This window comes from Pseudomonas sp. H1_A03 (genome assembly GCF_054685145.1).
The window spans coordinates 3,872,693-3,892,160 of the sequence record NZ_CP162829.1 but is presented as its reverse complement, the minus strand read 5'-3'; the positions used below and the strand labels follow the sequence as shown (position 1 = coordinate 3,892,160).

The 19,468-nt window shown below is 58.1% G+C and carries 19 protein-coding genes and 1 pseudogene; 7 read left to right on the top strand and 13 right to left on the bottom strand.

Going from position 1 to position 19,468, the window contains the following annotated elements:
• Positions 1-4: 4 nt before the first annotated feature.
• The 4 genes from AB4O35_RS18070 to AB4O35_RS18055 are packed head-to-tail and all read right to left on the bottom strand — an operon-like array spanning position 5 to position 3,870.
• Entirely contained in the window at positions 5-805 is an 801-nt protein-coding gene (locus AB4O35_RS18070) for a carbohydrate ABC transporter permease (RefSeq protein WP_003232361.1), read from the bottom strand.
• Between the two features lie 10 nt (positions 806-815).
• On the bottom strand, positions 816-1,682 hold the full coding sequence (locus tag AB4O35_RS18065) for a carbohydrate ABC transporter permease (RefSeq protein ID WP_017735078.1): 867 nt from the start codon (positions 1,680-1,682) through the stop codon (positions 816-818).
• Entirely contained in the window at positions 1,679-2,776 is a 1,098-nt protein-coding gene (locus AB4O35_RS18060; RefSeq protein ID WP_065946310.1) for an ABC transporter ATP-binding protein, read from the bottom strand. The genes AB4O35_RS18065 and AB4O35_RS18060 overlap by 4 nt, the downstream gene beginning before the upstream one ends.
• Positions 2,776-3,870, bottom strand: a complete 1,095-nt coding sequence (locus AB4O35_RS18055; protein ID WP_065881935.1) for an ABC transporter ATP-binding protein — start codon at positions 3,868-3,870, stop codon at positions 2,776-2,778. The genes AB4O35_RS18060 and AB4O35_RS18055 overlap by 1 nt, the downstream gene beginning before the upstream one ends.
• Before the next feature lie 365 nt (positions 3,871-4,235).
• Between AB4O35_RS18055 and AB4O35_RS18050 the strand changes: the two genes are divergently transcribed.
• Positions 4,236-6,053 carry a sigma-54-dependent Fis family transcriptional regulator gene (locus tag AB4O35_RS18050; protein WP_065872116.1) on the top strand — a complete coding sequence of 606 codons (1,818 nt, stop codon included), beginning with the start codon at positions 4,236-4,238 and terminating at the stop codon, positions 6,051-6,053.
• Here the strand turns inward: AB4O35_RS18050 and AB4O35_RS18045 are convergent.
• The 4 genes from AB4O35_RS18045 to AB4O35_RS18030 form a co-directional block, all read right to left on the bottom strand.
• Positions 6,050-6,982, bottom strand: a complete 933-nt coding sequence (locus AB4O35_RS18045) for a FecR family protein (protein WP_065872115.1) — start codon at positions 6,980-6,982, stop codon at positions 6,050-6,052. The genes AB4O35_RS18050 and AB4O35_RS18045 overlap by 4 nt on opposite strands.
• Positions 6,979-7,521: a sigma-70 family RNA polymerase sigma factor gene (locus AB4O35_RS18040; RefSeq protein WP_065872114.1), complete on the bottom strand. Its 543-nt coding sequence runs from the start codon at positions 7,519-7,521 to the stop codon at positions 6,979-6,981. The genes AB4O35_RS18045 and AB4O35_RS18040 overlap by 4 nt, the downstream gene beginning before the upstream one ends.
• 126 nt (positions 7,522-7,647) lie before the next feature.
• A complete protein-coding gene (locus tag AB4O35_RS18035; protein ID WP_065890788.1) occupies positions 7,648-9,759 on the bottom strand; it encodes a TonB-dependent receptor family protein in 2,112 nt (703 codons plus the stop codon).
• 144 nt (positions 9,760-9,903) lie between these two features.
• A complete protein-coding gene (locus AB4O35_RS18030; protein WP_065872112.1) occupies positions 9,904-10,173 on the bottom strand; it encodes a hypothetical protein in 270 nt (89 codons plus the stop codon).
• A gap of 240 nt (positions 10,174-10,413) precedes the next feature.
• On the opposite strand from AB4O35_RS18030, the gene AB4O35_RS18025 reads away from it, so the two are divergent.
• The 3 genes and pseudogenes from AB4O35_RS18025 (at position 10,414) to AB4O35_RS18015 (ending at position 12,751) form a co-directional block, all read left to right on the top strand.
• Entirely contained in the window at positions 10,414-10,695 is a 282-nt protein-coding gene (locus AB4O35_RS18025) for a hypothetical protein (protein ID WP_065872111.1), read from the top strand.
• Between the two features lie 54 nt (positions 10,696-10,749).
• Positions 10,750-10,842: pseudogene (locus AB4O35_RS18020) on the top strand (DUF2256 domain-containing protein); the annotation flags it as partial.
• A gap of 91 nt (positions 10,843-10,933) precedes the next feature.
• Positions 10,934-12,751 carry a sensor domain-containing phosphodiesterase gene (locus AB4O35_RS18015; RefSeq protein ID WP_065872110.1) on the top strand — a complete coding sequence of 606 codons (1,818 nt, stop codon included), beginning with the start codon at positions 10,934-10,936 and terminating at the stop codon, positions 12,749-12,751.
• On the opposite strand, the gene AB4O35_RS18010 is transcribed toward AB4O35_RS18015, so the two are convergent.
• Together AB4O35_RS18010 and AB4O35_RS18005 are read right to left on the bottom strand one after the other, a co-directional pair.
• The gene (locus AB4O35_RS18010) at positions 12,702-13,451 is read right to left on the bottom strand and encodes a hypothetical protein (RefSeq protein WP_065872109.1); all 750 of its coding nucleotides are present in this window, start codon (positions 13,449-13,451) and stop codon (positions 12,702-12,704) included. The genes AB4O35_RS18015 and AB4O35_RS18010 overlap by 50 nt on opposite strands.
• Before the next feature lie 475 nt (positions 13,452-13,926).
• A complete protein-coding gene (locus AB4O35_RS18005; protein WP_065882052.1) occupies positions 13,927-14,244 on the bottom strand; it encodes a hypothetical protein in 318 nt (105 codons plus the stop codon).
• Positions 14,245-14,586: 342 nt separating this feature from the next.
• On the opposite strand from AB4O35_RS18005, the gene AB4O35_RS18000 reads away from it, so the two are divergent.
• From AB4O35_RS18000 to AB4O35_RS17990, 3 genes are all read left to right on the top strand, one after another.
• On the top strand, positions 14,587-14,988 hold the full coding sequence (locus AB4O35_RS18000) for a hypothetical protein (RefSeq protein ID WP_065946311.1): 402 nt from the start codon (positions 14,587-14,589) through the stop codon (positions 14,986-14,988).
• A gap of 228 nt (positions 14,989-15,216) precedes the next feature.
• Positions 15,217-15,648 (top strand): glycine zipper domain-containing protein, encoded by a 432-nt coding sequence (locus tag AB4O35_RS17995; RefSeq protein ID WP_065872107.1) that lies wholly within the window; start codon positions 15,217-15,219, stop codon positions 15,646-15,648.
• A 228-nt stretch (positions 15,649-15,876) separates the two neighbouring features.
• Positions 15,877-16,740, top strand: a complete 864-nt coding sequence (locus AB4O35_RS17990; RefSeq protein ID WP_065872228.1) for a sensor domain-containing diguanylate cyclase — start codon at positions 15,877-15,879, stop codon at positions 16,738-16,740.
• Positions 16,741-16,898: 158 nt separating this feature from the next.
• On the opposite strand, the gene AB4O35_RS17985 is transcribed toward AB4O35_RS17990, so the two are convergent.
• The 3 genes from AB4O35_RS17985 to AB4O35_RS17975 all read right to left on the bottom strand — a co-directional run bounded on the left by AB4O35_RS17985 (position 16,899) and on the right by AB4O35_RS17975 (position 19,423).
• Positions 16,899-17,396: a hypothetical protein gene (locus tag AB4O35_RS17985; RefSeq protein ID WP_256532868.1), complete on the bottom strand. Its 498-nt coding sequence runs from the start codon at positions 17,394-17,396 to the stop codon at positions 16,899-16,901.
• Between the two features lie 701 nt (positions 17,397-18,097).
• The gene (locus AB4O35_RS17980) at positions 18,098-18,364 is read right to left on the bottom strand and encodes a GNAT family N-acetyltransferase (protein WP_256532870.1); all 267 of its coding nucleotides are present in this window, start codon (positions 18,362-18,364) and stop codon (positions 18,098-18,100) included.
• Between the two features lie 426 nt (positions 18,365-18,790).
• On the bottom strand, positions 18,791-19,423 hold the full coding sequence (locus AB4O35_RS17975) for a hypothetical protein (protein WP_065881928.1): 633 nt from the start codon (positions 19,421-19,423) through the stop codon (positions 18,791-18,793).
• Positions 19,424-19,468 lie beyond the last annotated feature (45 nt).

Sequence of the window (19,468 nt, the reverse complement as noted above, 5' to 3'; positions counted from 1 at the left end):
CTCCTCAGACCCGGCCCAGGGCAAAGCCCTTGGCCACGTGGTTGCGAACAAACCAGATCACCAGCATGCCGGGAAGGATAGTCAACACCCCCGCCGCCGCCAGTACGCCCCAATCGATACCCGACGCCGAGACCGTGCGCGTCATCACCGCCGCAATAGGCTTGGCGTTGACCGAGGTCAGGGTGCGCGCCAGCAGCAGTTCGACCCAGGAAAACATGAAGCAGAAAAACGCGGTCACACCAATGCCGGAGCCAATCAACGGGATAAAAATCTTCACGAAAAACTTAGGAAACGAGTAGCCGTCGATGTAGGCGGTTTCGTCGATTTCCTTAGGCACGCCGGACATGAAGCCTTCGAGGATCCACACCGCCAACGGCACGTTGAACAGGCAGTGCGCCAAGGCGACGGCGATGTGCGTGTCAAACAGACCGATCGACGAATACAGCTGGAAGAACGGCAGCAAAAACACCGCCGGCGGTGCCATACGGTTGGTCAGCAGCCAGAAGAACAGGTGCTTGTCACCGAGGAAACGGTAGCGCGAAAACGCATAGGCCGCCGGCAGCGCCACGCTCAAGGAGATCACCGTGTTCAGGCTCACGTAGTACAGCGAGTTGAGGTAGCCGGTGTACCAACTCGGGTCGGTGAAGATCACCTTGTAATTGGCCAGGGTGAAGTCCTGCGGAAACAACGTCAGCCCACCGAGGATTTCGGTGTTGCTCTTGAAGGACATGTTCAGCAGCCAGTAGATCGGCACCAGCAGGAACAGGATGTAGATCAGCAATGGAATCAGCTTGCGCTTGCTCATGTTGGCGGCCTCAGCGGTTGGCGTCGGAGTGGGTCATGGCGGTGTAGAACAGCCAGGACACCAACAGGATGATCAGGAAATACACCAGCGAGAATGCCGCCGCCGGGCCCAAGTCGAATTGGCCTACAGCCATCTGGGTCAGTGTCTGACTGAGGAAGGTGGTGGCGTTACCCGGTCCGCCGCCCGTGAGGACGAAGGGTTCGGTGTAGATCATGAAGCTGTCCATAAACCGCAGCATCACCGCGATCAGCAGCACGCTCTTCATCTTCGGCAACTGGATATGTCGGAAAACTGCCCAGGCGGATGCCCGATCAATCCGCGCAGCCTGGTAGTACACATCCGGAATGGCCCGCAGCCCGGAATAACAGAGCAGCGCTACCAGTGAAGTCCAGTGCCACACATCCATCACCAGCACGGTGACCCAGGCGTCCGCCGTGTTGGCCGCGTAGTTGTAGCTGATGCCCAGGGCATTGAGGCTGTAACCCAGCAGGCCGATGTCGGCGCGGCCGAAAATCTGCCAGATGGTGCCCACCACGTTCCATGGAATCAGCAGCGGAATAGCGAGGATGATCAACACCAGCGACGACCAGCGCCCCTTGGTCGGCATGGTCAGGGCGATGGCGATGCCCAGCGGGATTTCGATCAGCAGCACGCAGGCCGAGTAGATGAACTGGCGCAGCAATGAGTCATGCAGACGCGGATCGAGCAGCACCTGCTTGTACCAATCGGCACCGACGAAGTAGCGGCTGGACTGGTCAAAGATGTCCTGCACCGAATAGTTGACCACGGTCATCATCGGGATCACCGCACTGAACGCCACCAGCAGGAACACCGGCAACACCAGCCACCAGGCCTTGTTGTTCTGCACCTTGTTCATGGCAGCACCTCCAGCAGGTAATCGTCGGCATACACCATCAGCCATTGCGCCGGGAAACTGATGGAGGCCTTGCCTTCGGGTACCGGTTTGTCTTCGGCCAGGCGCACTTTGAGCGTGGCGCCTTCGAGGTTGAGGGTCACGATCTTGTAGGTACCGAGGTCTTCAAGGTGTGTGACATCAGCCTGCAAGGCGTCAGGATTGTGCTCGTCCCACACGTGGATAAATTCCGGGCGGATACCCACCTGCAATTTCTTGTAATCGGCGCTGGCAATACGTTGCTGCATGGCCTCGGACAATGGCAGGTGCATGCCGGCAAACCGTACTCCGCCCGCTTCGGCCTGCACCTCGATCAGATTCATCCCAGGGCTGCCGATGAAATAGCCGACAAAGGTGTGGCTCGGCCGTTCGAACAAGTCACGGGGCGTGCCGAACTGCACGATCTGGCCGCCGTACATCACCGCGATTTTGTCGGCGAAGGTCGAGGCCTCCAACTGGTCGTGGGTCACGTAGACCATGGTGATGTTGAATTGCTCGTGGATCTGCTTGAGCTTGCGCCGCAGTTTCCACTTGAGGTGCGGGTCGATCACCGTCAGCGGTTCGTCAAACAGGATCGCCGACACGTCGTCGCGCACCAGGCCACGGCCCATGGAGACTTTCTGCTTTTCGTCGGCGGTGAGGTTGCGGGCTTTTTTGCTCAGCAGGCTTTGCAGGTCAAGGACTTCAGCAATTTCCTGCACCTTGCTGTGAATTTTCGCTTCGGCCATGCCCTGGTTGCGCAGGGGAAATGCCAGGTTATCGAACACCGTCATGGTGTCGTACACCACCGGGAACTGGAACACCTGGGCGATGTTGCGTTTTTCCGGGGTGAGGTCGTTAACCACCTTGCTGTCGAACAGCACCTGGCCTTCAGACGGGCTGAGCAGGCCGGAGATGATATTGAGCAACGTCGACTTGCCGCAGCCCGACGGCCCGAGCAAGGCGTAGGCTCCCCCCTGCTCCCACACGTGGTTCATTTCCCTAATCGCGTAGTCCTCAGGACCACTCGGCGTAGGGCTGTAGCTATGCGCCAGGTTCTGCAAGTGGATCTCGGCCATCAGGCAACCCTCGCGACACGGCGTCCGGGGGCCTGGACCAAACGGCCCTGGCCATCGAACACAAACAGTTTATGGGTGGGGATGTACACACGAATCGGCGCGTCGACGTCGTATTCGTGCACCCCCGACAGGTGCAGCACCAACAGGAAATGCTCGCTGCGTACGTGCAGGAAGGTTTCCGAGCCGCTGATCTCCGCGACTTCCACGGTCACCGCCAGCTCCAGGTCGTCGTCGTTGCTCGGTACCAGGCTGATATGGCTGGGGCGTACGCCAAACCGGAACTCGCCTTCACCGATGGGGCGCAGGTCGACGTTCAGCGGGAAGTGCACGAAATTGGCGAAGCTCACTTCGTTGCCGCTGATACGCCCTGGCATCAGGTTGATCGGCGGTTCGGAAAACAGCTCAGCGGCCAGCACGGTCTGCGGCTGGTGATACACCTCGGCGGCTTTACCGCTCTGGACCACCCGGCCTTCGTGAAGAATGGTGGTGGTGCCACCGAGGGCCAACGCTTCATTGGGCTCGGTGGTGGCGTAGATGGCGATGGTGTGACGTGCCGCGAACAGTTCGCGCATTTCCTGACGCAGCTCTTCGCGCAGTTTGTAGTCCAGGTTCACCAAGGGCTCATCGAACAGGATCAATTCGGCGTCCTTGACCAACGCGCGGGCCATGGCCGTGCGTTGCTGCTGGCCACCGGAGAGTTCAAGCGGGTGGCGCTGGAGGAATTTCTCGATGCGCAGCATCTTCGCGGTTTCCAGCACCTTGCCCTGGATCACCTCGTCGGACACACCGGCCTGGCGCAACGGTGAGGCGATGTTCTCGAACACGGTCATGGTCGGGTAGTTGATGAACTGCTGATACACCATCGACACGTTGCGCAGGCGCACCGGCTTTTGCGTGACATCCACACCGTTCATCAGGATGCGGCCACTGCTGGGCTTGTCCAAGCCGGCCATCAGGCGCATCAGGCTGGTCTTGCCTGACAGGGTGCGACCGAGCAGGACGTTAAAGGAACCGGCTTCGAAACGCAGGTTGGCGTCGTCGATCCAGGTTTGGCCTTCGACAACACGGGAGACATTTTCCAGGGTCAATGACATGACACGACCTTTTTATTATTGGAATGAATCTGGCCAGATGTGACAGCGAGTTTCGTGCCAAAACGGCAAGTGCTTGATGCGCAAGGAAATGGCTTAAATGGGATGTTCAGGAGTGAACAGAAATGAACAACGCAGGCTGAACAACTGAACACTCAGGGCCTTGACAATGAACAGTTCTGAACAACACTCTCATCACCAACACAGGACAAATGTGGGAGCGGGCTTGCTCGTGAATGCGGTGTGTCAGTCAATACATAGGTCGACTGGTCCACCGCTTTCGCGAGCAAGCCCGCTCCCACATTTTGATCCGGTTTCTTCAGGTAGATTGTGCAAGCCCAATAACAATAAAAACGAAGGTCGCCCCCATGGCCGAACCCTTGGCTCACGACACCCTTATCCAGGAATCCTGGCGCCGTTGCCGCGCCTTCGGCCTGGACCACCAGAGCACGCCCAGCTTCGACCAACTGCCCGCCGAGGGCATCAGCCAATTGCTCGAAAGCCAGCACTCGCTGGTGCAAACCACCCATCAGGAAGTGCTGCCCTACTACGAGAACATCCTCAGCAACTCCAATTGCCTGATCATGTTGGCTGACAACCAGGGCCAGGTGCTGACCAGCTGGGGCACCCAGCGTTTTATCGAGCCCAAGCTGGCTCGGGGCTTCAACCCCGGCGCCAGTTGGATGGAGCGTTCCAGCGGCACCAACGCTATCGGCACCGCGCTGGCCTGTGCCCAGGCGGTGCATATCGAACACGATGAGCACTTTCTCAAGGCCAACCGCTTCATGACGGGCTCAGCGGCGCCGATCTTTGATGCCCAGCGCGAGATCATCGCGGTGCTGGATGTGTCCAGCGACAGCTACCTGCCGCCCTCCCACACCCTGGGCATGGTCAAGATGATGAGCCAGACCGTGGAGAACCGGCTCATCCTCAACCTGTTTCGCGGTGAACATTTCCAACTGACCTTTAACACTGGCTTGAGCAATCTGGATAGCCAGTGGGCCGGTCTGCTGATTTTTGATGAGAGCGGCCAAGTGCTGTCGGCCAACCGTCGCGCCGACAACCTGTTGGGCATCAGTTTGTCGCGGGTGATGATCGACAGTTTGTTCAAGGTGTCGTTGCTGGAGTTGTTGAACCAGCCGGAGGGGTTGCCCTTCTCGCTGCAAGCGGCGGGACGCAACCGGTTCCAGTGCGTGTTGAAGCGGCCTCAGCAGATGCCGGTGCAGGCCCGCGTATTCACGGAGCCGGTGCCGGCCAAACCCACGTCGATTGGCCTCAAGACCCTGCATTTTGGCGATGTGCGCGTGGAGAAAGCCGTGCGTCAGGCCGAGCGCTTACTGGAGAAGGACATCCCCCTGCTGATCCACGGTGAAACCGGCGTGGGCAAGGAAGTGTTCGTCAAAGCCCTGCACCAGGCGAGCTCACGCAGCCAGAAAGCGTTTATTGCGGTGAACTGTGCCGCGATTCCGGCAGAGCTGGTGGAGTCGGAACTGTTCGGCTACGAAAAAGGCGCGTTCACCGGCGCCAATCAAAAAGGCAGCATCGGCCTGATCCGCAAGGCCGACAAGGGCACGCTGTTCCTGGATGAAATCGGTGATATGCCGCTGCCGACACAGGCCCGCCTGCTGCGGGTATTGCAGGAGCGTTGCGTGCAGCCGGTGGGCAGCAGCGAGTTGTTCCCGGTGGATTTACGCATCATTTCGGCCACCAACCGCACGTTACGCGAGCTGGTGCAGGCCGGGCGGTTTCGTGAGGATTTGTACTACCGTATCGGCGGCCTGACGCTGGAGCTGCCGCCGTTGCGCGAGCGTACGGACAAGCAGGCGCTGTTCCAGCAACTGTGGCAGCAACACCGCGAGCCGACCCAATGGGCGGGCCTGAGCGCCGAAGTGCTGGCGCTGTTCGATCAGCACCCTTGGCCGGGGAACTTGCGCCAGGTCAGCAGCGTGTTGCAGGTGGCGCTAGCCATGGCCGAGGAGCAGCCGATCCGCCCGGAACACCTGCCGGATGATTTTTTTGTGGATTTGGACATGGCGGCGCCGCGGCCCGCCAGTGACGAGCTGGACGACAGCATCGACCTGAACCAGCGCTTGAAGGCTGCCGGCGGGAATATTTCCCACCTGGCGCGCGAGCTGGGCGTGAGCCGCAATACCTTGTACAAGCGCCTGCGCCAGAACGAAGGCTAGCGCGGCTTGACCACCACCAGCAGGTCGGTGAAGTACTCCACTTGGATCGGCAGGTTATCCGCCAGTGACGACAGCGCCGCCGCCGTGTCATCCAGCTTGAAGACCCCCGATACCCGCAGGTTCTGCAGGGCCTGAGGGTCGAAGCGCAGCATCCCGTGGCGATAGCTGGCGAGGGTTTGCAGCACCTCGCTCAGGGGTTGGTCGTTGACTTTGAGCAGGCCGCGGGTCCAAGCGTCCGGGTCGGCATCGGCGATGGCTTGCGGCGGCTGGGCGCGGCCGTGGTCAAGGACCGAACGCTGGCCGGCCGTGACCTTGACCCCCTCGCTGGCTTCACCTTTGACCGCTACGCTGGACTCGATCACCGTGACGACCGTGGTGCCGTCTGCCGCCCGCTTGACCAGATAACGTGTACCCAATGCGGTGGCCGTGCCTTGGTCGGTGCGCACCACAAAAGGCCGTTGCGCATCCTTGGCCACTTCGACCCAGAGTTCACCTTGCAACAGCTCTATCACGCGTTGATGCCCGTCGAATTTCACGTCGACTGCCGAGTTGCTGTTGAGCTGCAACTGGCTGCCGTCTTCGAGGGCAATCTGCCGGCGCTCGCCGACGGCGGTGCGCTGGTCGGCCATCCAGACCGGCACGTGTTGCAAGCCCAGCCAGCTGCACAAGACCACGCCGAGCAAGCCCGCCACCTGCGCACCACGCGGACGTTGCGGGGTAAACGCGCGGTTCAGGGCAACACGGGCGGGCTTGGCGGGCAAGGTGTCGAGGCTGCCCCACAAGGCGCGCATGCGTTCAATGGCCACGGCGTGACGCGGGTCGGCCTGGCACCAGGCATTAAACGCGTGACGGTCGGCGTCGCTGACGTCCTCGTCGTGCAGGCGGGTCAGCCACTGCGCCGCTTGCTGGATGATCTGCTCGGTGCTCATACCAGCGGGTCTGTCGGGTGCAGGCTGTGGTAGCAATGCACCAGGGCGCTGGAGATGTAGTTTTTGACGGTGCTGGAAGAGACGTCCAGGCGCGTGGCGATTTCGCTGTAGGTCAGCCCATCCAGGCGACTCAACAGGAAGGCTTCGCGGACTTTGGCAGGCAGGCCAGTGAGCATCTCGGCGATGCGTTCCAGGGCTTGCAGCGCCACATGAATCGCGGCTGGGTCGGGCATGCCGGCGTCTTCGCACTGGATCACCAACGCCTCCATGTAGGCTTTTTCGATACGGCGACGACGAGCGCCGTCGATCAACAACCGCCCTGCCGTGGTGGCCAGGAAGGCGCGGGGTTCCTTGATAGTTTGCGGTTCGGCCAGCATCAGTACGCGGATGAACGCGTCATGCGCCAGGTCGGCGGCATGCTGGGAGCACCCAAGTTTCTTGCGCAGCCAGCCGTGCAACCAGCCGTGGTGCTCGCTGTACATCGCCGTGAGAGTCTGCTGCCGGACGGAGTCGCCCAGCGCGGCGGGAATGTCATGCATGCGCAAAAAGATCTCAAATGGGAAGTGTTACCAATTGCGCAAACAATGCCAGTAAATCGGTGTAGGAGCAAGGGCCTGTCCCTCTCTGAAAGTAGCCCCGATCAAATGTGGGAGCTGGCTTGCCTGTCAGCGCCAGCTCCAGGAGACGCCGGTGTAGATGCCGCGGCCATCCGCTGGCGTCGAACGCGCTACATCCTGGCCCTTGTCGTCATAGCCCGGCGTGACCGTATTGGCGTAACGGCGGTTGGTGAGGTTGCGCAGGTCGACCCAGGCTTGCCAGTCTTGCTTTGGCGCGTCGTAGCCAAAGGTGGCGCCGAGGATGGTGTAGGACGCAGCGTAATAGGAGTTGGCGTAGTCGACCGCCACGCGCGAGGAATATTCGCTATTGAGGCTGGTAAAGAAACCCGTCGGGTGGCTGTAGCGCACTTGCGCCTGGTAGTAGTGCTTGGGGATGCCGGGCAAGGTGTTGTCGCCGAAACGGTCGTCGTCGCGGTAGTGGAAGTCGCTGAAGGTATAGGCCTGGCGCAGGGAGAGCTGGCCGTTGCGGCCGCCGTCCCACAAGGGGCTGAGCAGGCTCACTTCCAGGCCTTGGTGCACAGTGGGGCTGGCATTGGCTTCCGCGATAATGGCATTGCTGGTGGACGTTTGCGCCTGGGTTTCCACGGTGAGCAGTTCGTGGCGCACTTCAGAGCGGTACAGCGCCAGGTCCCATTGGCCGAGCCACGCTTCGCCACGCCCGCCGATTTCCAGGGTGGTGGCGGTCTGGTTTTCCAGGCTCACGCCTTCGCGCGCCAAACCTTTGGCCGGCCCACTCGTGAAGTATTTGTTGGAGCCCCAGATCATCGACCACGCGTGCGGCGGCTCGACCGAGCGGCTCAGGTTGCCGTACACCTGCAGTTGCGGATTGAAGTCATAACGCAGGCCGATGCGCGGCGCATAGTCCCAGTCGTGCTGGCTGAGCGGCGCCTGGCCTTCGGGGTAGGTGACCTGGGTTTCGCGCCGGGTGTAGATCGCGGCCAGGCCGGTCGTCAGCCACAGGTCAGGGACCAGCTCCAGGTCGTTGCCGATATGCAGCACGGTGTCGGAACCCAGATAGCTGTAGTCGCGGGTCTTGGTGCCCGGGGCGTAGCCAGCGGTATTGACGGCGGGCGTGCGCACATATTCCGCAGCGCCGTTGTTAGGCATCGCTTGGGTAGTGCGCAGGCCCAGCGTGGTTTTGCTGTCGTGGCCGAACAGCGTGTCCTGGCGGATGTAGTTGAGGGTGCCGCTGACATCGGTGTAGGCGACTTTAAGGCGGTTGGTGCCTTCGCGCAGGTCCATCGGGTAGTCGTGGTAGGCCAGCCCGACTTCGACCCGGGAATTGTCGTCCAACTGCAAGGTGGTCTTGTTGGCGATCCAGGTGGAGCCCGGTTGCAGGCGCTTGGAGTCGCGGGCGGCGTTGAGGCTGTTGGCCGCCCGCGGGTCATGGCTGATTTGCGCGCGCGTGAGCTTGCCGGGGGTGTCGTTGGTGGTTTCGCGGTAGCGGAAATAAAAGCGGGTTTCCAGGTCCGGGTTGAAGCGGTAGCCGAAGTTAGCGGCCACGCCCTTGCCGGTGGCGGCGCTCTGGTGCTGGTAGCCGTCAGACGCGGAGTCGGTGAGGCTGATGTAATAGTCGGCATCTCCCAAGACCTGGCCGGAACTGATCTCGCGCTGGGCGTAACCCTTGCTGCCCGCCTCGTATCGCACCTGCAACTTAGGCGCATCGTAGCCCGTGCGGGTCACGTAGTTGACCGCGCCACCGAGGGCCAGGGCGCCCTGGTCAAAACCATTGGCGCCGCGCAGCACTTCGACGCGGCTTTGCCACAAGGGGTCTTTCAGCTCATAGGGGGTGCCACCAGGCCCGGTCAGTGGCAGACCGTCGAACATTTCATACAAGCCGGAGGCATGGGAACCGGGGCTGCGGTTCAGGCCAGAACCGCGAATCGAGAGTTTCACCCCTTCATTGTTCGCTGCCTTGGCGTACACCCCGGCCTGGTACTTGAACACGTCTTCGTTGGTGCTCACCCGCCCCTGCTGCACGCTGTTCATGTCGATGTAGTTAGTGCCGCCGGGGACGTTTCTGAGCTGCGCCTGCGCCATTTCACCGGCGCTGGCTTCGCTGCCGGTGACTTCGACCGGGGCCAATTGCAGGTCTTCGGCGTGCACCAGTGAGCTTAACGTCAGGGCGGCAAACAGGAACGGAGGGTGGCGCAACAGCATCGGGCAAGTCCTTGGAATTCGGGGGCACGTGGTGGGAAGACTGAGACGCCCGCCAGGTCACTCCCTATTAACGCACCAGCCCCTTCACAAAACAGCATCAACTGTAGCTGGTTCGCAGATACTGTCATTTCGGACGCAAAGAACTCAGCCGCCAGGTTCGCCTAACGTCCGCATCAATTCCTCTGCTTCTGATCCTGGAGCAAACCTGAACCCAACCATTTCATCAGTGTCGAGAATTTCGCCCAACGTTCTCAATACCTGCGCCTCAGTGGGCGATTCACGCAGTAATTTGTGCGCTGGCAGCAACAACTCGGAGGAAACACCCTGAGCGCTTGCCGCGTCGATTACCGCGAAGAGGATAAAGCGCAGGCGTATTTCGCGTTCAGTCGGCCAAACCGTTTTTCTCTTACCCATCGTGAAGGCTTCACTTTCAGAAAAATCCGAGGCTATTGCCGGCAGACAGGTGTTTCAAGCCACGGGGTGCAAGATAGGCCGCCTCCTACATGCAAAAGTGAAACCCCCTACTGGCAGATAGGGCCGGCCATCCGGTTTTCTCTAAGGCCTTGCATAACCGGCAATCACTCCGTGGAAACCTCTGGGTCAGGCAGGAGGTCTACCGCCTGAATCCGCCCGCTAATTAAAGGAAGCAATCTCATGTCTCAAACTTATCAGGGCACTGCCAGTGTGTTGTTGGCTTCTCGCCACTTGGGCGTGGAGCCAGACGAGTGCTTGAACGAAAATGTGACCGTGCGCCTTTCGGAAAGCGGCACGCCGACCATCGCACGCCTGGAAGTCGATCAGCCCGTACAGTGGCCAGGACACGCTAACCACGTGGAAGTCAGGCTGCCTGATGGCAGCGTTGTGAAGGGTGTGATCGTGGAAATCAACCGTCAGGCTGAACACGCCGCATGGTTGACGTTCAGCCTGGACGATTGACGGGATGGCGTCGTCAAGGCGCCGCTTTCAAGCGCGTCGTAAGCCGCAAGATAATGCTGGGACGAGGTGCGCTATTGCTCCGAGCGGTGTCGACGAGGCAAGCGCCCGCTTCCACCGCCGGCACAAGGCTGCAACCCTGCACAATGATTTGCTATTGTCTTGATAGATAAATAGGTAATCCGGTAGGACACCGTAGCTGATAGGTTTCAGGCAAGTCTACGTATACGCAGGGGTCAACATGGACGAAGCAACTCCGACTTCAGACTATGAAGTACAACGCTTGCAGCGCGTCGCAGCCTTGTGCGCTCGCGATGCCGAACACGACGACGCCTTCGAAAAACTGGTCGCGATGACCTCGAACTATTTCGGTGCGCCCATCGCGCTGATTTCAATCATCGATGAGCATCAGCAGTGGTTCAAAGCACGCATCGGCATTGAAGAAGAGCAAACCGCGCGCGAAATTTCATTTTGCGCCTATTCGCTGTTCGACCGGGTACCGCTTGAGATTCTCGACTCGCACAACGACGAGCGCTTTATAAACAATCCGATGGTCACCGGCACGCCCTACATTCGGTATTACGCCAGTGCGCCACTGATGACGGCTGACGGCTTCTCGCTGGGCAGTCTGTGTATCATCGACACCGTGCCCCGCGAGCCAATGAGCGAGCGTGATTTTTCCATGCTGGTGTATTTCGCTGAGCTGGTGATGATGCACATCACTGGCGCGCGTGCTCGCATTTACATCGACCAGCCTACCGGGCTGTTCAACCGCCTGCGGTTTGAGGAAGACATCCGCCAGGCAGCGGCGACGTCCGAGCATTTTCACGTTTTTGCCGTTGATATTGTCTCCCCGGCCTTCTTGAACAACGTGGTCAAAGCGCTCGGCTACAACTTCGTCCAGGACCTGATCCTGGCGATCAAAGCACGTTTGCACGCGCTGCTGCCCAGCCAATGCCTGTTATATAAAATCAGCCCGACGCGCTTCGGCTTTTTGTCAAAAGGCAGCGTGCCTCTGGAGGATGTGTGCGCCGGGATTCTTGAAGATTTTCATACCCCCGTCGAGTGCCACGGGATCCCGATTCTCATGCATGCCGGTATTGGTGTCCTGGCAGTCACCAGTGGCGAGCCGCAGGATTGGATCAGGCTCGTCGTTGCCGCAGCGGACGACGCCAGGGACAGAAACCTGGGGTGGTCGCTTTATCAACCGCACATCGATGCGGCGCAGCAGCGTGCTTTTATGCTCTTGAGTTCGTTGCCGGACGCTATGCGTGCCCGTCATCAATTAAGCCTGGTATTCCAGCCGAAGATCCAACTGCCGCAGGGTGAATGCAGCAGTGTCGAGGCATTGCTGCGTTGGGAGCATCCGCTATTCGGCGCGATCTCCCCTTCGGAATTTATTCCCTTGGCGGAAACAACCGCGCTGATGCATTCGATCAGTTTTTGGGTACTCGACGCAGTCCTCCATCAGGCACTGTCCTGGAAACAGCAAGGGCTGGTGATTCGCATCGCCATGAACGTCACCGCGGGCGACCTGGAAACACCGCGATTTATCGACAAGATGATCGATGACATCCACAGGCTCCAACTCGACCCTGCCACGTTCGAGCTGGAGTTTACCGAAAGCGCGTTGATGACTGATGCAGACACGGTCAGCCGGCAACTTGAACGAGCCCGCGGATACGGCATAGGCGTTGCTATTGATGACTTCGGCACGGGCTATAGCAATTGGACGTACTTGCGCCAATTGCCCATTGATTCGGTCAAGCTGGACCAGTCATTGATCAGCAACATAAAAACCCATGAAAAAGATGCGCGTCTGGTCAAAACCCTGATCGAATTGGCAAGGGGGCTCAGCTACAAGGTAGTCGCAGAGGGCGTGGAAAACGCGGATACCCTCGAATTGATCACTCAATGGGGATGCTCGGAGGCCCAGGGTTTCTTGATCTCCAAGCCAATGGGGGCAGACGCCCTCGCCGATTGGTTTCAGGCAGGCGGCTACCGCACGATTACTGCACCGGCAGAAAATTCATCAGCAACAAGCTCTGCGCGTAGTTGACACCTATGCGCCGGTAGCGCTCATCGAGCATCTGGGTCAGCAGATCGAGGCGAGCGACAATCTTGCCGAACTCCACCGCGAAACTCAGGTTGCTGCCCTCCTCCGATATCTCGTTGGAAAACAGCAGCAACACCCCATTCGCATCCTGGCGCTTGCTCAGCAGCCAGGTGGCCTTCTCGATATTGCGCGCAGCATTGCTGACGAATTCAGGGTTGATCGCATCGGTGATGTAAAACTCCGTGCGCCCACCGTGAGCAGTCACGATCATGCTGCCGATGGCATAGATAAAAGCGCCGACGCGGTCGCCTTTGAATTCCGGGCTCAAGGAATAGCTCAGCGCCGCCAAGTCACGGCGCTCCCCCAGCGCTGGAAGGGATCGGCGTTGCTCGATGGCCTGGCGAATCTCCCGCGCAGCGGTCACCGCATCCGGGTAACCCGACTGACGCCACTGGCTGGGATTACGCAGATAGAGCTTGTTCATGAGCAAATACAGGCTTTGCAAATTGTCGCGCATGCCCAGTGTTGCCATGCGATCGACACTGGTCTGGAAGAATTCATCAGGTTTGCCATTGCTGAACTGCTTGGCGATATCCCGACCCTGTTGCTGGCTGCAACCGCTGGCGCAGAGCATCAGCACGGCAGCCAGCAGCATGGGCTGGCGTAGCCGTCGAATATTGAAACGAGGAAACGTGCGATCCATCGGCACCCGATCTGGCTCATCTGCCCACGCGGGAATCGGCGGGGCTGGGACAAGGATAGAGCTAAGAAATCAAAAAAAGTGCAATGGCCGTGGCTAGATAGTTGTAAGCAGATACCGTCCGGCCGGTGAACGGGCTCAAACGTGAAGAATTTTTTTAGGCTCTATACTGTTTGCAACAGCTGCGTGTGTTGTTGGCGATCCAGGGTGGCATTTCAACCTTTGAACGGCTTGGCGCGTTTTTCTATATCGCCCCGGCATACTCACCAGCAGCTGTACATGAGGGAGACGGCAATGAAACATCCAATTCGCGCTCAAATGGTTGTTCAGGTGATTTGCCTGCTTTCGGTGGCTCAGCTTTTTTGTTGAGCGGCGTGTGACTGCCTTCACATTCAGCTGCAGTTGCGGCAGTGAGAGGTATTGCCAGCTATAAGCCATCATCTGGCCCGACAGTCGATTGCCGGGCCAGAGCGTGCAGCTATAGCAAGATCGTGGACAACATACCTAAGGCGCCCAGGCAAAACCCGATCAATGCGCCTCGACCGGGGAACTCCTGAAACAGCGCCCAGATTACGATAGGCTCCAGCAGCAATAAGGAGGTAACGGACACAACCGTCACCACCCAAATGTCACCGACCGCAAGATACCCCAGCCAATAAGCCCCCAGCAGACAAAGCCCGGCAAAGCACATCAACACAACAGGCATGATGAAAGCGTGCCATGAGCCGTCGCCCGCTTGAGCCAACTTGGCGGTCACCACCTCACTGTAGATTGCACAAAACTCACCGATGATCATCAACCCTAGAGCAGAAACTCCGAGTAGTTCTTTGGACATATCAAAAACTCCTTCGTATTCAACGCAATATTCTTCAACTCCCAGTGGGCAATGCCGCTGCCCAGAGTTTCGTTGCAGTGAGACGAAGCAGCCTTGAACAGGCCTGAATTACCGAAGTGCTTTTCCATGCTCATGTCCTTTATAGAAGGTGAGGCTTTAGCGACCAGATGAGGCGCTCGGCCTGATCATACGTTTCGGCGGGCATCAGTAACAACCTTGGCCGTGGAACCGCCGCAACGGCCTGTTTATTTCTCGGTGTTTGTATAAGCTTGCCGTTCGTTTTTTCGGGACCAGGAAAGGTAAATGAGTGACGACAATGGAAAGCGCTTGCTGATTAACCAGAAGCACATTTGCATGGCTGCAATCTCGCTGGTTTTCTCCTGCACCTGTGTTGCCGCAGACACTTACTCGGAGCTGAGCACGCCTGATAAATCGGGATTCATGTGGGGGCAGGTCTACCAGCATACAAAAGCCGCATGTGGCACTCTCCCGCAAGACCTTGAAGACGATTACGCGAAGGCGATCCGATTCCTTTCAGAGGCCAGCCCAGAATTTGGACCGACCTTTAAGGACGGCCTGAAGCCCAGCCTTAAGAAGGCGCCTCCAAAATCAGCCGAGGAACTGGAGGACGTATGTGTCAAAGGTCAGACAGGCCTCAGAAACCAAGTGAAGCTCGCCAGATACTGGTTTACCGAAAAATGGTGAGTGTGGAATAGCGAGACGGCGAGAGTTGCTATCAGGCGCTACTTCCAGTGCCTTCCACCGTCTATGCTCGTGAGGTCGGCATCTGCGTTTCAATGTCAGATTTAATTTCGCGAGTCGGGGGCCAGCATGCTTGCCATATGCCGCCCGCGCAGAACTTCGAGCTTTTGTTTTAATCCCAGGCGTGCTTTAAAGATTAACGCCTGCTGACAGCCCATAGAGGTTCACAAAATGAAAATGACACTACCCGCCCTGGTGTTGGGTGTTCTGATATCGCAAGGAGCGATAGCCGCCGGTGATGGTACAGCCGCTCTTGGAGGTGGCGTTGGTGGTGCACTTGGCAATATCGTCGGCCAACAGCTTGGCGGCTCAACGGGTGCAGCGGTAGGCGCAGGCTTAGGGGGGGCCGCCGGTGGAGCAGTCGGTGCCCAGAAGGGTAAGAGGACAGAAGCTGCGATAGGCGGCGGAGTTGGCTCTGCGGGTGGGTCACTTATAGGCAATCGTCTGGGCGGCACAACTGGTTCGACTATCGGAGCGGGTCTCGGTGGCGCTGCAGGTGGCGCGCTCGGCAACAACCTGGCGGATGATGAGAGCAATCATCGATCTGACGGGAAAAAGCACAAAGGCAACAATAAGCACAAGCATAAGAACAAGCGCCATTGATGAGCCATGGCTCGTGCTTGCAGTAGGCGCCAATAAATGCAGACGCCGTTTGGCGGGTCAGCTTAGCGAACAAGTGAGGCGCTGGGCCTGATCATATGTGTGAGCACCTGTTTTGAATAACCGGGGTTCGACGAGTATGAACGGTATTAAAAACTCGCAGGACTCCCCGCCGCCGCCCGTCATGATCGGGCTATGATCAGGCCATCTGAACCGGACGCCCAATGCCCCATGCCCGTTGACCTACAAGCGCTCTATCCAAAACTGATCCACTTGATGCTGGATACGGTATTCGTCGTCGACAGCGACAACCAGATTGTCTTCGTGAGCGACGCCTGTGAGTCACTGCTCGGCTACCGCGCCGAAGAGCTGATCGGCACCCTGATCATCCACTACATGCACCCTGAAGACCTCGCGCGCACCCGCGCTTCAATAGTTCGGGTCATGAATGGCCAAGCCCACGTCGACTTCCGCAACCGTTATCTGCGCAAGGATGGCAGCGTCGTACACATTTTGTGGGCGGCCTTCTGGTCCAAAGAAGTCGGTGCGCGGATCGGTGTCGCGCGGGACGTAACGGCGCTCACCCAGGCCGAGGAAGAGTTACGCTTCCTCGCCCATCATGACCCGCTGACGGCCCTCACCAACCGATCGCTGTTCAACGATCGGCTCGACAGTGCGCTGCAAAGTGCACAGAGCCATGACCGGAGCTTGGCGTTGCTGTTTCTGGACATCAACGACTTCAAGTGCATCAACGATGTGCATGGTCATGCCATGGGCGATCGCGTGCTCTGTGTGATTGCACGACGGCTAGAGCGCTGTGCGCGCGAAGGAGATCTAGTGGCCCGGATGGGCGGTGATGAATTCACGGTACTGATCACGGATATCCAGTCGCCGGATGCGGTTGCCGGGAAGGTGGCGCAGATACTTGCGGTCATGGCTGAGCCACTGGGAGCCGAGTTTGGCGGAGTGAAAATGCCGTCTTGCAGCGTCGGCGTGGCGTTTTATCCGGAGGATGGAGAGGATGCGGATACGCTGTTGAGTCATGCGGATGGGGAGATGTATCGGGTGAAGAGGCTGCGGGTTGCGAGTGAGTGAAGATATGAAGTACACCGTAGCGTAGGGTCTCGCAACCCGCGTCGGTAAAGAGCCAATGCCCCGACGAGTCGGGGCATTGGCTTTTATGGTCTTGGATAAATCAAAGGGCTTTTCAGCCTTACGGGTGAAGAACCGCTTGCTGACCATCATGCACGAGGCTATTTGGCTTGGCGAAGCACAAGTTCCGATAGACGGGTCTTAACGCGGAAGCAGAACTCACGAATTTGAAATTGATAAGCGGGCATAACCATGTAGTTCAAGTCAGGACCTAATGAGTCTTTGATTTCCATATATTTAGCGGTCTTGGCAGCAATGGCTTGGTACTCCGCCTCGTATTTAACGTAAGACGCTTTGTTGTAAACCTTCAAAACGTCCAGTTCTTTACGGCATTGCTCTGCGCGATTTTGATTTAAGTCTGTTTCTGATTCTGACTGAGCAGCTTCCGCAGAGGCAGGGACGTGGGAGTCAGCACTGGCGCCCGCAGGTGCAGCCTCATATCGCACAGTCCAATTAGGTGGTGTCGAAGGCGCGACTTCAGGGGGGGCTTCCTGGACGACGGCAGGAGGTGGAGTCACGTTAGATTTTTCTGGCGTTTTCGTAGCGCATCCAGAGAGGGCAAGTCCTACCACTACAGCGATGCCACACAGTTTATACATCGGTTTCACCAAGACGTAATTATGGTTGGCTGAGTCGTTAGGTTCTGGGTAAAAGTAATAACTCACTCGATGATCGAGTATAAATTTTCTACCAGACTCAAGGCGCTCAGCCTCTCTTCCTTGAGTGCGCAGGTGAGTGATAATAGTAAAAAAACAAAGAGATGACGAGTAAAAGCTCGTCAGAAAAGCCACAGATTTAACGGGACAATTGCGGTGGGTCCAAGCTGAGCATGCACCCTCATTGTGCCGTGTTCGGATCGCAGGGCAAGATGAGGCGACTCATGCAATAGGTGCAATCGCCAAGCCTTTCAAATAGGCAACGTTTCGGAACGCCTACGAAAAACCGTGTTCCGCCACCAAACCCCAGAAACACAAAAGCCCCGCTTTCGCGAGGCTTTCGTTTGAATCTTGGCGGGAAACCAGGGATTCGAACCCTGGAGACGCTATTAACATCCGCCAGTTTTCAAGACCGATAGGCAAATTCAAGCGGGCCGACGCCCTGAAGGCCGTCGGCGTTCCATTACTCATGGCAACCGGTCAGTCTACAGACCGCATTCTGCAGGGGGGCGTTTTGAGTTTGGGAACCGTTTTTGCCCTCCCAAGCATCCTGTCGAATGAAGGCAAGCCACAGCATTGCCCAACGATTTACGAAATACATCGTGACTGTTTTGGGCCAGAAGCGGACCCGCACCGAACACCCCTCACGCTTGGCGCTTATACGTCAGGTAATCATGGGCACCGGTACCGGTGCATAAAAACCCCGCCTTCTCGTACATCCTCTTCGCGGGGTTATCAGGTCGCACACTCAACCGCAACTGCGTAAATCCGTGCCGTGCCGCGTCCAGTGCATAGGCTTCCAAGAGGGCAAGTCCCACCCCGCTACGCCGATGTTCTGGACTTACATGGATAGTGCAAAGTTCTGCGTAACTCTGCTCAGGTATTCCAGAGCGAGTAACCTGCGAAGGCATTACCCATGAACGCGACGTTCAGACGTTCAAAATTCTCTACCCAACGCGTCAGGTGCCGTTCCAGTTGGGCTCGCCACGATGCTTCATGCTCGGGCTCCCAACAGCGGATATAGCTCTCCTCGCCTCTGTAGATGGCCGGAAGATCGGTAACACGTGCTTGTCTGAGTTGTAGTGCCATTCCATTAGCCTTTGATGACGTGAAGGTATGGTATGGCTTGCCTGACATTTCGCAAAGCCGGACGATGGGTCGCGATCCGGGTGCAGCGCGAGGTTACAGGTGGCTAACAGCCGATCATGAAAGGCTGCTTCTGGCCGATTTCTGCCAGTTAGGGCCACCCAGTGTACTGGTCAAACCCGATGCAAATGACTGGTCAAGTCGAATGCAAATGTGTGGTCAGGTGGAGTGCAATTACCCACGTGCTTCGTTCATTTGTCCAGATTCAGTAGTTCATGCATCCGTTCGCCAATTATTCCTCGCAACCACGCCGAATGAAATTCGATTTCTTCCAGAGAAGTACCCTCAGCAAATCGGTATTCGAACACTTTGTCCTTCGGCCCCTTATACACAACGCTAAAATGGCCATCGCGATCAAACATGGCGAGCTGGTAGGGGCAGATATAAAGGATGTCGCTAAACGGCACGCGCAATTCGGAGGGTTTACGGCCGCGACGGGTGACCGTGAGGGTAAGCAGTTGCTGACCTTCGTCAAACGTGAAGGCTTGCACGCTAGGCGCAGAGAAAAACCACCCGAAGACCAGCCCCATGAGCACAACAAAACCAAGCAGGAACAGGATGAGCGACGACGTCGTAAAACTCGACTCATCGCTGGACGGCACATCCTGCATCGCGCCAAGTCCGAGAAGAAGCAATATCGCCAGGCCAAAAGCCGGCAACAACATAAGCAGCGCAAAGCAGAAACCCAAAATGCCCGAACCCGTGCTGCCAATGATCGGTAAATCCGGACCACTATGCCAAATAGGTGGGTGGACGACAGGGGCTTGAGTGCCTGGCGCGACTTGAGTCGTTGCGACATGGCGAGGTGGGCTTTGAGGATTCATCCAGCAGGCTCCAGGGGTGCAGCGTAGGTATTACCAATGACGCAC

Bases quoted from the DNA above. Each gene is read 5' to 3' on its own strand.
- AB4O35_RS18040 (WP_065872114.1), bottom strand. From the start codon at position 7,521: ATGCATGACATTCCCGCCGCGCTGGGCGACTCCGTCCGGCAGCAGACT.
- AB4O35_RS18010 (WP_065872109.1), bottom strand. From the start codon at position 13,451: ATGGATCGCACGTTTCCTCGTTTCAATATTCGACGGCTACGCCAGCCC.
- AB4O35_RS18035 (WP_065890788.1), bottom strand. From the start codon at position 9,759: ATGCTGTTGCGCCACCCTCCGTTCCTGTTTGCCGCCCTGACGTTAAGC.
- AB4O35_RS18045 (WP_065872115.1), bottom strand. From the start codon at position 6,982: ATGAGCACCGAGCAGATCATCCAGCAAGCGGCGCAGTGGCTGACCCGC.
- AB4O35_RS17985 (WP_256532868.1), bottom strand. From the start codon at position 17,396: ATGTATAAACTGTGTGGCATCGCTGTAGTGGTAGGACTTGCCCTCTCT.
- AB4O35_RS18025 (WP_065872111.1), top strand. From the start codon at position 10,414: ATGTCTCAAACTTATCAGGGCACTGCCAGTGTGTTGTTGGCTTCTCGC.
- AB4O35_RS18050 (WP_065872116.1), top strand. From the start codon at position 4,236: ATGGCCGAACCCTTGGCTCACGACACCCTTATCCAGGAATCCTGGCGC.
- AB4O35_RS17990 (WP_065872228.1), top strand. From the start codon at position 15,877: ATGCCCGTTGACCTACAAGCGCTCTATCCAAAACTGATCCACTTGATG.
- AB4O35_RS18065 (WP_017735078.1), bottom strand. From the start codon at position 1,682: ATGAACAAGGTGCAGAACAACAAGGCCTGGTGGCTGGTGTTGCCGGTG.
- AB4O35_RS18000 (WP_065946311.1), top strand. From the start codon at position 14,587: ATGAGTGACGACAATGGAAAGCGCTTGCTGATTAACCAGAAGCACATT.
- AB4O35_RS18015 (WP_065872110.1), top strand. From the start codon at position 10,934: ATGGACGAAGCAACTCCGACTTCAGACTATGAAGTACAACGCTTGCAG.
- AB4O35_RS17980 (WP_256532870.1), bottom strand. From the start codon at position 18,364: ATGCCTTCGCAGGTTACTCGCTCTGGAATACCTGAGCAGAGTTACGCA.
- AB4O35_RS17975 (WP_065881928.1), bottom strand. From the start codon at position 19,423: ATGAATCCTCAAAGCCCACCTCGCCATGTCGCAACGACTCAAGTCGCG.
- AB4O35_RS17995 (WP_065872107.1), top strand. From the start codon at position 15,217: ATGAAAATGACACTACCCGCCCTGGTGTTGGGTGTTCTGATATCGCAA.
- AB4O35_RS18005 (WP_065882052.1), bottom strand. From the start codon at position 14,244: ATGATCATCGGTGAGTTTTGTGCAATCTACAGTGAGGTGGTGACCGCC.
- AB4O35_RS18055 (WP_065881935.1), bottom strand. From the start codon at position 3,870: ATGTCATTGACCCTGGAAAATGTCTCCCGTGTTGTCGAAGGCCAAACC.
- AB4O35_RS18070 (WP_003232361.1), bottom strand. From the start codon at position 805: ATGAGCAAGCGCAAGCTGATTCCATTGCTGATCTACATCCTGTTCCTG.
- AB4O35_RS18060 (WP_065946310.1), bottom strand. From the start codon at position 2,776: ATGGCCGAGATCCACTTGCAGAACCTGGCGCATAGCTACAGCCCTACG.
- AB4O35_RS18030 (WP_065872112.1), bottom strand. From the start codon at position 10,173: ATGGGTAAGAGAAAAACGGTTTGGCCGACTGAACGCGAAATACGCCTG.